Origin of the sequence: Streptomyces sp. MS19 (assembly GCF_047200595.1) — a bacterium.
GTDB lineage: Bacteria > Actinomycetota > Actinomycetes > Streptomycetales > Streptomycetaceae > Streptomyces.
Map to the genome: position 1 here is coordinate 77262 of NZ_JBJZOH010000003.1, position 12406 is coordinate 89667.

General features: G+C 73.7%; 17 protein-coding genes. 5 read left to right on the forward strand and 12 right to left on the reverse strand.

The window, feature by feature from the left end:
* Positions 1 to 16 precede the first annotated feature (16 nt).
* Positions 17 to 202: a hypothetical protein gene (locus tag ACL02R_RS04365; RefSeq protein ID WP_052848533.1), complete on the forward strand. Its 186-nt coding sequence runs from the start codon at positions 17 to 19 to the stop codon at positions 200 to 202.
* A 132-nt stretch (positions 203 to 334) separates the two neighbouring features.
* Here ACL02R_RS04365 and ACL02R_RS04370 read toward each other — a convergent pair whose 3' ends face one another.
* The 3 genes from ACL02R_RS04370 to ACL02R_RS04380 form a co-directional block, all read right to left on the reverse strand.
* A complete protein-coding gene (locus ACL02R_RS04370; RefSeq protein ID WP_412795503.1) occupies positions 335 to 1582 on the reverse strand; it encodes a GNAT family N-acetyltransferase in 1248 nt (415 codons plus the stop codon).
* A 64-nt stretch (positions 1583 to 1646) separates the two neighbouring features.
* Positions 1647 to 2564: an asparaginase gene (locus ACL02R_RS04375; protein ID WP_412795504.1), complete on the reverse strand. Its 918-nt coding sequence runs from the start codon at positions 2562 to 2564 to the stop codon at positions 1647 to 1649.
* Positions 2565 to 2606: 42 nt separating this feature from the next.
* On the reverse strand, positions 2607 to 3122 hold the full coding sequence (locus tag ACL02R_RS04380; RefSeq protein ID WP_412795505.1) for an ABC transporter substrate-binding protein: 516 nt from the start codon (positions 3120 to 3122) through the stop codon (positions 2607 to 2609).
* A 154-nt stretch (positions 3123 to 3276) separates the two neighbouring features.
* On the opposite strand from ACL02R_RS04380, the gene dtd reads away from it, so the two are divergent.
* Positions 3277 to 3702: a D-aminoacyl-tRNA deacylase gene (gene dtd / locus ACL02R_RS04385; protein ID WP_412795506.1), complete on the forward strand. Its 426-nt coding sequence runs from the start codon at positions 3277 to 3279 to the stop codon at positions 3700 to 3702.
* 14 nt (positions 3703 to 3716) lie between these two features.
* Here dtd and ACL02R_RS04390 read toward each other — a convergent pair whose 3' ends face one another.
* Positions 3717 to 4691 (reverse strand): YgfZ/GcvT domain-containing protein, encoded by a 975-nt coding sequence (locus ACL02R_RS04390; protein WP_412795507.1) that lies wholly within the window; start codon positions 4689 to 4691, stop codon positions 3717 to 3719.
* Positions 4692 to 4729: 38 nt separating this feature from the next.
* Positions 4730 to 5158 (reverse strand): Fur family transcriptional regulator, encoded by a 429-nt coding sequence (locus ACL02R_RS04395; RefSeq protein WP_412795508.1) that lies wholly within the window; start codon positions 5156 to 5158, stop codon positions 4730 to 4732.
* A gap of 303 nt (positions 5159 to 5461) precedes the next feature.
* Between ACL02R_RS04395 and ACL02R_RS04400 the strand changes: the two genes are divergently transcribed.
* Positions 5462 to 6217 carry an SDR family oxidoreductase gene (locus ACL02R_RS04400; protein ID WP_412795509.1) on the forward strand — a complete coding sequence of 252 codons (756 nt, stop codon included), beginning with the start codon at positions 5462 to 5464 and terminating at the stop codon, positions 6215 to 6217.
* 28 nt (positions 6218 to 6245) lie between these two features.
* On the opposite strand, the gene ACL02R_RS04405 is transcribed toward ACL02R_RS04400, so the two are convergent.
* Positions 6246 to 6824 carry an FABP family protein gene (locus tag ACL02R_RS04405; protein ID WP_412795510.1) on the reverse strand — a complete coding sequence of 193 codons (579 nt, stop codon included), beginning with the start codon at positions 6822 to 6824 and terminating at the stop codon, positions 6246 to 6248.
* A 415-nt stretch (positions 6825 to 7239) separates the two neighbouring features.
* Between ACL02R_RS04405 and ACL02R_RS04410 the strand changes: the two genes are divergently transcribed.
* Positions 7240 to 7602, forward strand: coding sequence for a DsrE family protein (locus ACL02R_RS04410; protein WP_412795511.1), 363 nt, complete (start codon positions 7240 to 7242; stop codon positions 7600 to 7602).
* Positions 7603 to 7832: 230 nt separating this feature from the next.
* Here the strand turns inward: ACL02R_RS04410 and ACL02R_RS04415 are convergent, their stop codons facing one another.
* The 6 genes from ACL02R_RS04415 to ACL02R_RS04440 all read right to left on the reverse strand — a co-directional run bounded on the left by ACL02R_RS04415 (position 7833) and on the right by ACL02R_RS04440 (position 11274).
* Positions 7833 to 8120 carry a DUF1416 domain-containing protein gene (locus ACL02R_RS04415; protein ID WP_362961208.1) on the reverse strand — a complete coding sequence of 96 codons (288 nt, stop codon included), beginning with the start codon at positions 8118 to 8120 and terminating at the stop codon, positions 7833 to 7835.
* Positions 8121 to 8179: 59 nt separating this feature from the next.
* The gene (locus ACL02R_RS04420) at positions 8180 to 9019 is read right to left on the reverse strand and encodes a sulfurtransferase (RefSeq protein ID WP_412795512.1); all 840 of its coding nucleotides are present in this window, start codon (positions 9017 to 9019) and stop codon (positions 8180 to 8182) included.
* Between the two features lie 120 nt (positions 9020 to 9139).
* Positions 9140 to 9241: a putative leader peptide gene (locus ACL02R_RS04425; RefSeq protein ID WP_346655836.1), complete on the reverse strand. Its 102-nt coding sequence runs from the start codon at positions 9239 to 9241 to the stop codon at positions 9140 to 9142.
* 97 nt (positions 9242 to 9338) lie between these two features.
* On the reverse strand, positions 9339 to 10067 hold the full coding sequence (locus ACL02R_RS04430; protein WP_412795513.1) for a DUF2993 domain-containing protein: 729 nt from the start codon (positions 10065 to 10067) through the stop codon (positions 9339 to 9341).
* A 137-nt stretch (positions 10068 to 10204) separates the two neighbouring features.
* Positions 10205 to 11011 carry a hypothetical protein gene (locus ACL02R_RS04435; protein ID WP_412795514.1) on the reverse strand — a complete coding sequence of 269 codons (807 nt, stop codon included), beginning with the start codon at positions 11009 to 11011 and terminating at the stop codon, positions 10205 to 10207.
* Positions 11008 to 11274, reverse strand: coding sequence for a MoaD/ThiS family protein (locus tag ACL02R_RS04440; protein ID WP_362961219.1), 267 nt, complete (start codon positions 11272 to 11274; stop codon positions 11008 to 11010). The genes ACL02R_RS04435 and ACL02R_RS04440 overlap by 4 nt, the downstream gene beginning before the upstream one ends.
* Before the next feature lie 373 nt (positions 11275 to 11647).
* Between ACL02R_RS04440 and ACL02R_RS04445 the strand changes: the two genes are divergently transcribed.
* On the forward strand, positions 11648 to 12406 hold the full coding sequence (locus tag ACL02R_RS04445) for a winged-helix domain-containing protein (RefSeq protein WP_362961222.1): 759 nt from the start codon (positions 11648 to 11650) through the stop codon (positions 12404 to 12406).

Here is a 12406-nt window from a genome sequence, read left to right on the forward strand (position 1 = left end):
TGTAAGGAGGGACGCAATGCTCGTATCGACGATCGCTGTCGCCGCCCTCGGCATCGCGCTGGAGCGGGCGGTGGAAGGCCATCTCGGATTTCCGGGGCTGATCGGGCTGCTGATACTGCGGACCGGTCTCGGCAGGCGTAACTTCACCTGCACCTGTGTGGGCGCGTCGGTGCTCGTGACCCTGGTGGTCACGGGAGTCTGACGCGGGGCGTGGAGCGGCGGGCAGGCGGGTCCTGCCCGGCCGTGAGCGGCAGCCGTACGAGGCGTACGAGGGCATGCGGGCACCATGGCCCGCATGACCCCCGTGTGGGACGAGGCAAGGAGCGGACGGGCGTCAGAACCCGTCGGGGCACCAGGGGCGCCGGCCGGTGCGGAACAGCAGATCCGCCCGGACCGGCGCCGCCGCGCGTCCGGCCTCCAGCCGCCCGGCGGCGAGGAGGCGTACGGCGGACTCGTCGCCCAGGTACAGCGACGCGAGGGCGCCGGTGCCGAGCACCAGGTCGGCGTTCCGCGTCGTCGGGGTGACGGAGGCGCCCTTCTCCGAGGCCGCCAGCAGGTAGCGGCCCCCGGCCAGACCGAGCGGGTCGCGCACGTCGAGCACGATCTCGTCCTCGACGCCGTACGTGCGGGCCTCCAGCATGCGCGGCAGGTCCAGCGGGCGCAGCCACAGGAAGTCGTAGTCGCCCGTGACGGACGCGGCGCGCCGGTCGGGGAGCACGAGGGGGAGCAGCGAGTCGACCGGGGCGCTGCCCGATTCGACGGTGGTCACCCTGTCGTGGGAGAGCAGGAACAGCCACAGCGCCCGCTCGGCGTCGGGAGTGGCCGCGACCAGCGTCTCGACGGTCGCGGTGAAGCTGTCCTGGTTGCCCGTCGTCCCGCGCTTCACCCGATAGGTCAGCAGACCCTGGACGACGCCGTCCGCGTCGCGGTGGACGGCCCAGAACGGCCGCTCCCACGGCCGGGGACCGGCCGTGACCGCTCCGGTGCGCAGATCCCAGAACAGCTGATTGCGCGTGATCGCCCCGGGCTGCGAAAGCCGGAACCGCTCGAACAGTTCAGGACCGATCGCGCGCACTTCCGCCGCGTCGGCGAAGGCGACGGCCCCCTCGTCCGGCTGCCCGCTGCGCCGCGGGTCGAGTCCGGCCCGCGCGACATCGACCCGCCACTCCAGGGCGGACGTCGCCGGCCCGTACCCGAACCGGCCATAGATGAGGTACTCGGCGGGGAGCAGTGTGGACACCACGTCGCCGCGCTCCTTGGCCGTCCGCAGGTCCTCGGTGATGAGCCCCCGCAGCAGGCCCCTGCGGCGGTGGGTGGCGTTGACCGTGACGGCCGTCACCGCGTCGGAGGCGACCACGCCGCCCCCGGGCACGGTCACCTCCTGGTCGAAGCTCATGTAGGTCGCCACGCAGCGGTCGCCCTCGAAGACACCGGCCGCCCGGGAGAGGTCCTGCCGCGCGCGCCGCTCCGCCACCTCCTCGGCGGAGACCGCGCCTGAGTCGAGGAAGCCGGTGCGCACCGCCTGAATCCAGGTGGCGAAGTCGTCGGGGTCGTGGGCTACGAGGCGGCTCTGAGCAGACATACCCGAGACGCTACGTTTCCCTCCGCCGCGCGTGCCAGGGGGTTTCCGGGCGCCGCCCCGCACGTCAGACGGCCGACCGCACCTCGCCCACCACGCCGTCGCCGCCCTCCAGGTCCGAGCGCAGCGAGTCGCGCAGCTCCCCGCGCTCCGGGAGCGGCACGCCGAGCGACCGCAGCAGCGAAGCCAGCACCGGGCCCCGCGCGCGGGCCGCCCCGTCCTCGACCTTGAACGCCAGCGCCCGCCCGTCCGCCAGCGCCACCGCCTGCACGCCCTCGGCCCCCGCCTTGGACAGCAGCCCGGGAACCGCCTCCATCAACAGCGAGTCCGCCCGCCGCGTGCCGCCCACGTACCTCGGGTGCGCCCGCATCGCGTCGGCCACGCGCCGCTCGGGGCTGCCCGGCTCCGCCAGCACGAACGCCCGGAAAGCGCGCGCCAGACCCGTCAGCGAGAACGCGAACAGCGGCGCCCCGCAGCCGTCCACGCCGGTGGCGGCCACCGGCTCGCCCGTCGCGGCCTCGGCGGTCTCGCGGATCAGCGCCTGCAACGGGTGGTCCGGGTCGGTGTACGTCGCGACCGGCCAGCCGTTGTGCACGCAGGCGGCGAGCATCGCGGCGTGCTTGCCCGAGCAGTTCATGGCGATGCGGCGCCCCTCGACGGGCGGGCAGTGCAGCGCGTCCTCCGTCAGCCCCGCGTCCCGCAGCATGCGCAGCGCCAGCTGTTGGTGGAAGTCCTCCCCGGCGTGGCTTGCGGCGGCGAGCGCGAGCCGTTCCCCTTCGAGGGCGAGCCCCGCGCGGAGCACACCGGCGGCCTGCATCGGCTTGTTGCTGGACCGGGGGAAGACCGGCGCGTCCGGCTCGCCGAGCGCCCGCGCCACCGAGCCGTCGGGCGCGAGCACCACGAGGGAGCCCCGGTGCCGCCCCTCCACGAATCCGGAGCGCACCACCTCGGCGAGTACGGGCGGGACGGCGGTGGGTGCGGACATGCGCGGGCCTTCCGGGGTGGTGCACGGCGTGCGGGCTGAGGATCAGGTCAGCAGATCTTCGACCTGCGCCTCACCCTCACGGTACCTGCGCGCCATCTCGGCACTGCACCCGTCCGCCATCCGGTGCAGCCGCTGCCGCCGCCGCGAGACCTGCGCCTCGTGCCGCGCCAGCCGCGCCAGCGCGTCCCGCAGCTCCGCGTCGTCAAGACCCGCCAGGTCGGACAGGCCCACCTGCCCCAGCATCTCCTCGGCCAGCCGCCGGTACCGGTCGTCCAGCGGCATGCCCAGCGTCACGTGGCGGGCCGACGAGCGCTGCCGCGAGGGGCCGTCGGCGAGGATGGCGGGCAGCTGGTCGAGGACGCCGGGATCGTGGGCCACGCGCCGCCGCCGCTCCGCCTCCAGGATGTCGATCCGGCCCTGGAGCAGCCGCCGTACGAAGCTGAGGTCCGCCTCCTCACGCTGCGCCGAACGCCGCAGGTCGCGCAGCTCGGACAGGCGCAGCGTCCGCAGCTCGGGCTGGTCGATACGCCGACACAGATCCTGACCCGGTGTGATCATGCGCTTTTGTCCCCTCGTCCCCATTCGGTGCGGTGGCGCGCGGTACGTACCCCGTGACACGCATCGTGTCACTGTGTACCCATCGTGCGCAGCGACTTGGCACCCATCCGGCTGGCACCGGACGCCCCGGTCGGCGTACGGCATGATGGGGCACATGCGAGCGGTGGTGCAGCGGGTGGACGGCGCGGCCGTCGAGGTCGCCGGCGAGACGGTCGGTGAAATCGTGGGCCAGGGCCTGTGTGTGCTGGTCGGCGCCACACACGGCGACACGGCGGAGACCGCAGCGCGCCTCGCCCGCAAGCTCTGGACCCTGCGCGTCCTCGACGGCGAGAAGTCCTGCTCCGACGTGGGCGCCCCGCTGCTGGTCGTCTCGCAGTTCACCCTCTACGGTGACGCCCGCAAGGGGCGCCGCCCCACCTGGCAGGCCGCCGCGCCCGGCGAGGTCGCCGAACCGCTGGTGGACGCGGTGTGCGCCGAACTGCGCGCGCTCGGCGCCCAGGTGGCCACCGGCCGCTTCGGCGCCTCGATGCGCGTCAGGTTGACGAACGACGGCCCGTTCACGGTCCTGCTGGAGGTCTGACGCCCGCGCCCGGGTCAGGGCTCGACGACCGTCTCCTGCGCCGCCGGGACCGTGCCCGCCAGCAGCGCCGCGTCCGCCGGCACGTTCCGCTTCACCAGCGCCAGCGCGACGGGCCCCAGCTCGTGGTGGCGCACCGCCGTCGTGACGAACCCGAGCGCCCGCCCCTCCGGACCGTCCGCCGCCAGCCGCACCGGGTCGCCGTGCTCGGGGATCGCGACCTCGCTGCCGTCCAGGTGCAGGAACACCAGGCGGCGCGGCGGGCGCCCCAGGTTCTGCACGCGCGCCACGGTCTCCTGGCCCCGGTAGCAGCCCTTCTGGAGGTGCACCGCGCTGTCCAGCCAGCCCAGCTCGTGCGGGATCGTGCGGTGGTCCGTCTCGCGGCCCAGGCGCGGGCGGTGCGCCTCCACGCGCAACGCCTCGTACGCCAGCGCACCGGCCGCCGGGCCGTGCTCCCCGGCGAACGCGGACAGGTCGCCGCGCGGCAGGAACAGGTCGCGCCCGTACGGCGTCTCGCGCACCACCGTGCCCGCGGGCGCCGTGGCGATCGACCCGGCGGGCAGGTACACGACCGCGAACTCCCCGGAGCGGTCGGCGACCTCCACGCGGTAGAAGAACTTCATGCTCTCCAGGTAGCCCGTCAGCGCCTCGGCGGCGCCCGGCTCGGTGTGCAGCCATGTCGTCGCGCCGTCGTCCACGAGGTACAGCGCGTGCTCGATGTGGCCCTTGGCGGAGAGGATCAGGGCCTCGGTGGCGTGGCCGGGGGCCAGCTCCGCGACGTGCTGGGTCAGCAGCAGGTGCAGCCAGCTCAGCCGGTCGGCGCCGGAGACGGTCACCACCGCGCGGTGCGACAGGTCCACGAACCCCTCGCCCCGCGCCAGCGCGCGCTGTTCACGGAAGAGGTCCCCGTAGTGGGCGGCGACCCCGGCGTCCTGGCCTTCTGCGGCGACCGCGCCCGGCAGGGCGAGCAGCGGACTCTCGTACGACGGCATACGGACCAGCGTACGTCGTCGGCCGGGCGGTCGGCCGGTCAGCCGGCCGTGCCCCCGGCGCAGTCCGCGCAGCGGCCGAAGATCGCGAAGTGCCGCATGTCGGTGTCAAATCCGAAGCTCTCGCGCAGCCGCTCGGCGAAGGGCTCGGCGACGTCCAGGTCGGCTTCGAGCACCTTGTCGCAGTCGCGGCACATCAGGTGCAGGTGCTGGTGCCGCTCGGCGAGGTGGTACGTGGGGGCGCCGTGGCCGAGGTGGGCGTGGGAGACGAGGCCCAGCTCCTCCAGCAGCTCCAGCGTGCGGTAGACCGTCGAGATGTTGACGCCGCCCGCGGTGCGGCGTACCTCGGTGAGGATGTCCTCGGGCGTGGAGTGTTCCAGCTTGTCGACAGCTTCGAGCACCAGCTGCCGCTGCGGGGTCAGCCGGTATCCGCGCTTGCGCAGATCGGTCTGCCAGTCGGTGCTCACCACGGGACCCAGTGTAGGAGGAAGCGCGGCCTCGCCGGAAAGCCCGGCGCGGGCGCCGTCCGGGAGGGGGCACGGGCCCCGTCCGAGGGGAGGGGGCGGGACCCGTGCGAGGAGGCAACACCCATCCTGCGCCGTCGCATGTCAAGCCGCCGTAAGGACGCGCTCGAATCCCGCCGCGGACCGCGCCCCCCTCGGGCGTTGTCCCGGACGGCCGTCCGGGAGGATGCTGCCGGGGACGGGTGCGCCGGGAGAGCGCGGCGGGGCGCCTGTGGAGTACGGAAACCACCGAGAAAGGGGAGCAGACGGATGGATCTGGGTCTGTCAGGACGGGTGTACGTCGTCACCGGCGGGAGCAAGGGGCTCGGCTTCGCGACGGCCGCCGCGCTGGTCGCGGACGGCGCCCGCGTCGTGACGTCCTCGCGCGATCCGGAGAACGTGCGCGCCGCCGTCGCGCGGCTCGGCGGCGAGGGCAAGGCGGCCGGGACCGCCGCCGACCTCGCCGACCCGGAGGCGCCCGAGCGGCTGGCGGCCCTCGCGCTGGAGACCTTCGGCAGGCTGGACGGCGCGCTGATCTCGGTCGGCGGCCCCCCGCCGGGGACGGCCGCCGCCGCCACGGACGCGCAGTGGCGCGCCGCGTTCGAATCCGTCTTCCTCGGCACCGTGCGCGCCGCGCGCACCGTCGCCGGGCGGCTCACGGACGGAGGCGCGATCGGCATGGTGCTGTCCAGCTCGGCGCGCTCGCCCGTCACCGGCCTCGGCATCTCCAACGGGCTGCGGCCCGGCCTGGCCATGGTCGCCAAGGACATGGCCGACGAGTTCGGGCCGCGCGGCGTGCGGGTCTTCGGGCTGCTGCCCGGCCGCATCGCGACCGACCGGCTCGTCGAACTCGACGCGGCGGCCGGTCCCGAGGCCAGGGAGAACGCCCTGCGCACCATCCCGCTCGGCCGCTACGGGCAGCCGGAGGAGTTCGGCCGGACGGCCGCGTTCCTGCTCTCCCCGGCGGCGAGCTACGTCACCGGTACGGTCCTGCCCGTGGACGGGGGCGCGTCCCGCACGCCGTGAGGCGCGCGGGAGCGGGCGGCGGCGCGCGTCAGCGGAAGAACGCGATGCCGTCGTCCGGCAGGTCCTTGAGGTCCGCGACCCACTCGCGGGGATCGACGGACTTCTTCAGCTGCGCCGACATGGCGGGCCGCAGCGGCGTGTCCGGGGTGGCGCGCTCGGCGACCCACAGCAGGTCGCCGTTCACATAGCCGTAGAGCCGCTTGCCGCCGGTGTAGGGCGGCGCGTCCGGGATGCGGGCGATGGCGTCGGTGACGAGGTCGATCTGCGGCTTGCCCTCGGCCAGCTCGCCGTACCAGATCTCGACGACGCCCTGGTCGCGGACCATGACCACCTCGACCTGGCGGTCCTTGACGCGCCAGTACCCGTGCTCCGTCTCCAGGGGCTCGGCGCGGTTGCCCTCCGCGTCGAGCTGCCACGTCCTGGAGGAGTACTCCAGGAAGTCGCGCCCGTCGTGGGTGAAGGTCGCCTGTTGCCCGAAGTTGCAGGACTCCTCGCCGGGGCCGGTGCGCTCGGCGTTCAGGGCCGCCACGCCCGCGCCCTGCCAGGTGCCGAGGAGGAAGGCCAGCGGGACGAGGCCCGGGTGCAGGTCGGAGGGGATCTCGATCATGCGGTCAGCGCTGTCCCTGGTAGAGCTTGGCCACGACAAGCGCGGTGAACGCGGCGGTGCCGACGACCACCAGCGCCATGAGGGTGATGAAAAATGCCTCCACGGCTGCTCCTTGCGACGGTGGCGACTCGGCCAGGAAATTCACGGTCCACGGGAGAGTCTAGTCCGCGGCTTTCGGGGAAGCTCACTGAGGGTGGGCCGCTCGGCTGTCATGACATGACAGGCGGCCTTGACCGTTTTGTGATCACTGCGGCTGAACGCGTTTGGCTCGACGCGCGTCTAAGCGCGTGGAAAGGATGTGATCATGAATTGTCCGAACTGTGGCGGAATGATGCACCAGGGCCCCGCGGGGGACTGGGTCTGCGCCATCTGTGGAACGACGCGCTAGCCGTACAGCGCGGGTTACCGTGCCGTCATGGCCGAGAAACTGGTGCTCAAGGTGACGGCGGGGACTGACGCCCCCGAACGGTGTTCGCAGGGATTCACCGTGGCGGCGGTCGCCGCGGCCGCCGGAGTGGACGTGTCGCTCTGGCTGACCGGGGAGTCCGCGTGGTTCGCGCTGCCCGGCAGGGCCGCGGAGTTCGCGCTGCCGCACGCGGCACCACTGCCGGACCTGATCGCCGGAATCCAGGCGGCCGGACGGGTCACGCTGTGCACCCAGTGCGCCGCGCGGAGGGGGATCAAGGAGGAGGACGTGTTGGACGGAGTGCGCATCGCCGGGGCCCAGGTCTTCGTCAGCGAGATCATGCCCGACGGCGTGCGGGCCCTCGTCTACTGAGCAACTGCCCTTGGACTTCGACCACCGAGACAGGACGGCAGGACCGCCCGGCCGGCCGGGAACCGCCCGGGGAACGGTCCGCCGTACCAGGCCACGGCGCGGTGCGTCCGCGCCGCCCCCGGACGCCGGGTCAACGGCGGCCGGCACACGGTCCGCGCCACGGACGCGCGGAGCGGGGGAGACGGCGGAGGCCGTCCCCGGCGGCTGCCGGAGACGGCCTCCCCTCGTCGTCAGACGGCGATGGCGACCTCGGTCAGACCACCCTCCTGGGCGACGACCGTGCGGTCCACCGTCGAGCCCGGCACCAGCGCGCGGAGCGTCCACGTGCCCTCGGCCGCGTAGAACCGGAACTGTCCGGTCGCCGAGGTCGGGACCTCGGCGGTGAACTCGCCGGTGCTGTCCAGCAGCCGGACGTAGCCGTTCACCGGCTGGCCGTCGCGGGTGACCGATCCCTGGATGGTGGTCTCACCCGGCTTGATGGAGGCGGCGTCGGGGCCGCCCGGCTTCGCTCCGCACATGGCGCAGTGGTCCCTCTCGTCTGGCGGGGTTGTTCGGTGGTGGGGCGTGGGCGCCGGGGCTACTTGGCCGGGCCGGTCTCGACCGGCACGCCCACCAGGGAGCCGTACTCGGTCCACGAGCCGTCGTAGTTCTTGACGTTCGGCGCGCCGAGCAGCTCGTGCAGCACGAACCAGGTGTGCGAGGAGCGCTCGCCGATGCGGCAGTAGGCGATGGTGTCCTTGGCGAGGTCCACGCCCGCCTCCTCGTACAGCTCCTTCAGCTCCGCGTCGGAGCGGAAGGTGCCGTCGTCGTTGGCCGCCTTGGACCACGGGATGTTCCGGGCCGACGGGATGTGGCCCGCGACCTGGGACTGCTCCTGCGGCAGGTGGGCCGGCGCCAGCAGCTTGCCGCTGAACTCGTCGGGGGAGCGGACGTCCACCAGGTTCTGCACGCCGATGGCGGGCACGATCTCGTCGCGGAACGCACGGATCGAGGTGTCCTGCGGCTGCGCGGTGTACGCGGTCGCGGCCCGCGAGGGGACGTCCTCGACCAGCTCGCGCGCGTCCAGCTCCCACTTCTTGCGGCCGCCGTCGAGCAGCCGGACATCGCCGTGGCCGTACAGCTTGAAGTACCAGTAGGCGTACGCGGCGAACCAGTTGTTGTTGCCGCCGTACAGGACGACGGTGTCGTCGTTCGCGATGCCCTTGGCGGACAGCAGCTTCTCGAAACCGGCCTGGTCGACGAAGTCGCGGCGGACGGCGTCCTGCAACTCGTTCTTCCAGTCGATGCGGACGGCGTTCCTGATGTGGTTCTTGTCGTAGGCCGAGGTGTCCTCGTCGACCTCGACGAGCACGACCTTCGGGTCGTCGATGTGCTCCTGCACCCAGTCGGCGTCGACGAGGACGTCACTGCGGCTCATACGGGTTCTCCTTCGGCGATCTGGCTCTTGCGGAGGGGCGTGGCCGGGCGCGCGCGGAGGGGCCTGCCGCCGGGAGGGCGGCGGCGCGTGGCGCGGCACGGGGGGTTCGGGGGCTGGCGGTCAGCCGTCGCGGCGACAGAGCATGGCGGCGACGCGGCACAGATCCACCGCCCGTCGCTTCGTCAGTCCCCCGGCCGGGGTGCCCGCAGCCTGTCGCGTCATGCCGCCGATCGTATCGGAGCGCATGCGGCTGATGTCACCGTCTTCCCGCATAGTGAGACGCCCGCGTCTGCCATGTGGGACCGCGGCCCGCGCACCGTCAGTTCAGGACGATGTCGGCGCCCGAGACGTCGGCCCGCACGCCGTCCGCGCCCGGGGTGAGGGAGTCGAGGGTCAGACCCGCGGGCAGGCCCTCGATGCGGTGCGAGGCGTTCAGCTGCTCCCGCACGGCGGCGCTCGCGTCCACCCCCGGGATCTCGGGCAGCTCCGGGATGTCGGCCTCGTCCACGTCCAGCGTGATCGCCCCGTCGGTCACCACGAGCGAGCCGGGGATCTCGTCCAGCGTCAGCGACTGCCCGGCCACGCTGACCTGGAGCGCCAGCAGCACCTGGTCGCCCTCGCCCTGCCGGAACTCGACGGCGAAGCCGTTGTCCGCCCCGCCGAGCAGCTCGCCGTACGCGCGGGTCAGCTCCTCGTACGAGATCAGCCCGTCGCCGGTCGCCGTCCCCGCGACCACCTCGCTGAAGCTGCCGTTGATCTCCACGTCCCGCAGTTCGATGGCGAGATCGGCGACCGTGAGCGCCTGGCCGTCGACGGTGGCGTCGTACGCGTTCAGGTGCGCGTCCACGTGGTCGAGGTGCCGCCCGGCGACCTGCGTGAGGAAGGGGAAGCCCTGGATCTTCACGTCCGGCTCCTCGGCCAGCCCGTACGTGCTCTGAAGGCGCGAGGCCACCTCGCCTTCGGCGATCCCCACGGTGACGCGGTCGGCCGCGACGGCCAGCACGATCAGGATGCCGAGGATGATCGAGGTTATTCGCAGTGCGCGCATCGGGACGGGCCCCCCGGGTCAGTGGTGCAAATGCAGGTGAGCGTAATGCGTGGCGGAAGCGGGCGCCGCTGGAGGCGGCACTTGCAGCACGGCCGTTACACGCCTCCCGCACCCCTCCCACGGCTCCCGCCCGCCGGTCACAGCAGCGCGCGCGCCAGCCCGTACGCCACGGGCGCCGCGGCCGTCAGCGGCAGCGCCACACCCGCCGTGAAGTGGACGAAGCGGGACGGGAAGTCGTAACTCGCCACGCGCAGCCCGATCAGCGCCGCCACGCCGCCGCCGACGGCGAACGCCAGCGCGTCGCGGTCCGCCAGCTCCGTCAGCCCGGCCGCTGCGAGACCCGCCCCCGCCCCGGCCGCCGCGCCCAGCGCGAGCACGAAGGAGAGGAACGGCACCGGCACCGCCCGCAGCAGCGCCGCCGCGCCGACCCCGGCCGCCGTCGCCGCGACCGCGTCCCCCGACAGCCGGTCCCCGGTCAGCCCGGCCGCCGCCAGGTGGCCGCCCGCGACGATCGCCAGCACGCTGGACGCGGCGGTCGCGGTGAGCGAGTCGAGCCGCTCGTCCGCCGAGCCGCGGTGCCGCAGCTGGAGCACCAGCACCGCCATGAACCACGCGCCGAGCACCCCGGCCAGCGCCTCCGGCAGCCGGTCGTCCGGCGCCAGCAGCAGCGCGGCGTCCGCCGCGAGGCCGCCCGCGAAGGCCAGCGCGATGCCCTGCCTGGCCGGCCACATCCCGTTCAGCCGGAACCACCCGGCCGCCGTCACCAGCTGGAGCAGCACCACCGCGGGGACCGCCGCCCCCTGCCCCAGCGGCGCGGTCGCCGCCAGCAGCCCGGCCAGGACCGCCGTCAGCGCCGCGGGCCGGAAGCCCGGCGCGATGATCGGCGACCGCGCCCGGTGCCCGCGGGACGGCGCGGCGGGCGCGACGCCCGTCTGCGCGGTCACGCCGCACCCCCGGCGAACGGCGGCAGCACCTCGACGGTGCCCCCGTCGGCCAGCCGCACCTGCTCGTGCGTCCGCGCGCCGACCTGCACGCCGTCCACGAGGAACGAGCAGCGCAGCAGCACGCGCTCGAAGTCGGGCCGGTCCGCGTGCCGGTCCCTGGCCGCGGCCAGCGCTCCCGCGAGCGTCAGGGCCTCGTACCGCTCCTCCGCCGTACCCGCCGCGGCCTTCGCCGCAGCCCAGTACCGGATCGTGCCGCTGGCCATCTGGCCTCCGCCTCTCGTGTGGCTCGTGTCGCTCTCGTACCGCCGCCGTACCGCTGCCGTGCCGCCGCCGTGCCAAGCGGGGCGGCGCCGTAACGCGTACGTGACCGGCCGGTCACGCGGCGCGTGCGGCGGCGGCCCGCCCGCGCCGCACCATGATGCCGTCACCGCGCCGCGGATTCGTCCCGCGCGCACGGCGGGTTGGGGGGAGCGCCCGTCCCGATGTGATACACGCCCCTGCGCGCCGGGAAATGTTTCGGCTATGCTGCTCGGCAGGAAGGACCCGGGCGCAGACGCCATCCAGGGTCCTTTCGCGCTTTTCCGGGCAGAGCCGCTCGATCGTCCCCGCAAGGACTGAGGAAGGAAACGCCCCCGCATGAGTTCGCTGCTTCTCCTGACCAATGCCCTTCAGCCGTCCTCGCAAGTGCTCCCCGCCCTCGAACTGCTCCTGCACAACGTCCGCGTCGCGCCCGCCGAGGGCCCCGCCCTGGTGGACGCCCCCAGCTCGGACGTCATCCTGATCGACGGCCGCAAGGACCTGCCGCAGGTCCGCTCCCTCTGCCAGCTGCTCCGCTCCACCGGCCCGGGGTGCCCGCTGGTCCTGATCGTCACCGAGGGCGGCCTCGCCGCCGTCACCGCCGACTGGGGCGTGGACGACGTCGTGCTCGACACCGCCGGCCCCGCCGAGGTGGAGGCGCGGCTGCGCCTGGCCACCGGCCGCCAGCAGCTGTCCGCCGACGACAGCCCCATGGAGATCCGCAACGGCGACCTGTCCGTGGACGAGGCGACGTACAGCGCGAAGCTCAAGGGCCGGGTCCTCGACCTGACCTTCAAGGAGTTCGAGCTGCTCAAGTACCTGGCGCAGCACCCGGGCCGCGTCTTCACGCGCGCGCAGCTGCTCCAGGAGGTCTGGGGCTACGACTACTTCGGCGGCACGCGCACGGTGGACGTCCACGTGCGGCGGCTGCGCGCCAAGCTCGGCCCGGAGCACGAGGCGCTGATCGGCACCGTGCGTAACGTCGGGTACCGCTTCGTCGTTCCCGAGAAGGAGAAGCAGCAGGAGGACGAGCACGCGCGCGCGGTCACGCGTGAGGCGGAGCAGCTCGTCAAGGAGGCGGCGGCCCGGCGCAGTTGA

Coding starts and splice junctions, on each gene's coding strand:
- ACL02R_RS04365 (WP_052848533.1), top strand. CDS start 17: ATGCTCGTATCGACGATCGCTGTCGCCGCCCTCGGCATCGCGCTGGAG.
- ACL02R_RS04370 (WP_412795503.1), bottom strand. CDS start 1,582: ATGTCTGCTCAGAGCCGCCTCGTAGCCCACGACCCCGACGACTTCGCC.
- ACL02R_RS04375 (WP_412795504.1), bottom strand. CDS start 2,564: ATGTCCGCACCCACCGCCGTCCCGCCCGTACTCGCCGAGGTGGTGCGC.
- ACL02R_RS04380 (WP_412795505.1), bottom strand. CDS start 3,122: ATGATCACACCGGGTCAGGATCTGTGTCGGCGTATCGACCAGCCCGAG.
- dtd (WP_412795506.1), top strand. CDS start 3,277: ATGCGAGCGGTGGTGCAGCGGGTGGACGGCGCGGCCGTCGAGGTCGCC.
- ACL02R_RS04390 (WP_412795507.1), bottom strand. CDS start 4,691: ATGCCGTCGTACGAGAGTCCGCTGCTCGCCCTGCCGGGCGCGGTCGCC.
- ACL02R_RS04400 (WP_412795509.1), top strand. CDS start 5,462: ATGGATCTGGGTCTGTCAGGACGGGTGTACGTCGTCACCGGCGGGAGC.
- ACL02R_RS04405 (WP_412795510.1), bottom strand. CDS start 6,824: ATGATCGAGATCCCCTCCGACCTGCACCCGGGCCTCGTCCCGCTGGCC.
- ACL02R_RS04410 (WP_412795511.1), top strand. CDS start 7,240: ATGGCCGAGAAACTGGTGCTCAAGGTGACGGCGGGGACTGACGCCCCC.
- ACL02R_RS04415 (WP_362961208.1), bottom strand. CDS start 8,120: ATGTGCGGAGCGAAGCCGGGCGGCCCCGACGCCGCCTCCATCAAGCCG.
- ACL02R_RS04420 (WP_412795512.1), bottom strand. CDS start 9,019: ATGAGCCGCAGTGACGTCCTCGTCGACGCCGACTGGGTGCAGGAGCAC.
- ACL02R_RS04425 (WP_346655836.1), bottom strand. CDS start 9,241: ATGACGCGACAGGCTGCGGGCACCCCGGCCGGGGGACTGACGAAGCGA.
- ACL02R_RS04430 (WP_412795513.1), bottom strand. CDS start 10,067: ATGCGCGCACTGCGAATAACCTCGATCATCCTCGGCATCCTGATCGTG.
- ACL02R_RS04440 (WP_362961219.1), bottom strand. CDS start 11,274: ATGGCCAGCGGCACGATCCGGTACTGGGCTGCGGCGAAGGCCGCGGCG.
- ACL02R_RS04445 (WP_362961222.1), top strand. CDS start 11,648: ATGAGTTCGCTGCTTCTCCTGACCAATGCCCTTCAGCCGTCCTCGCAA.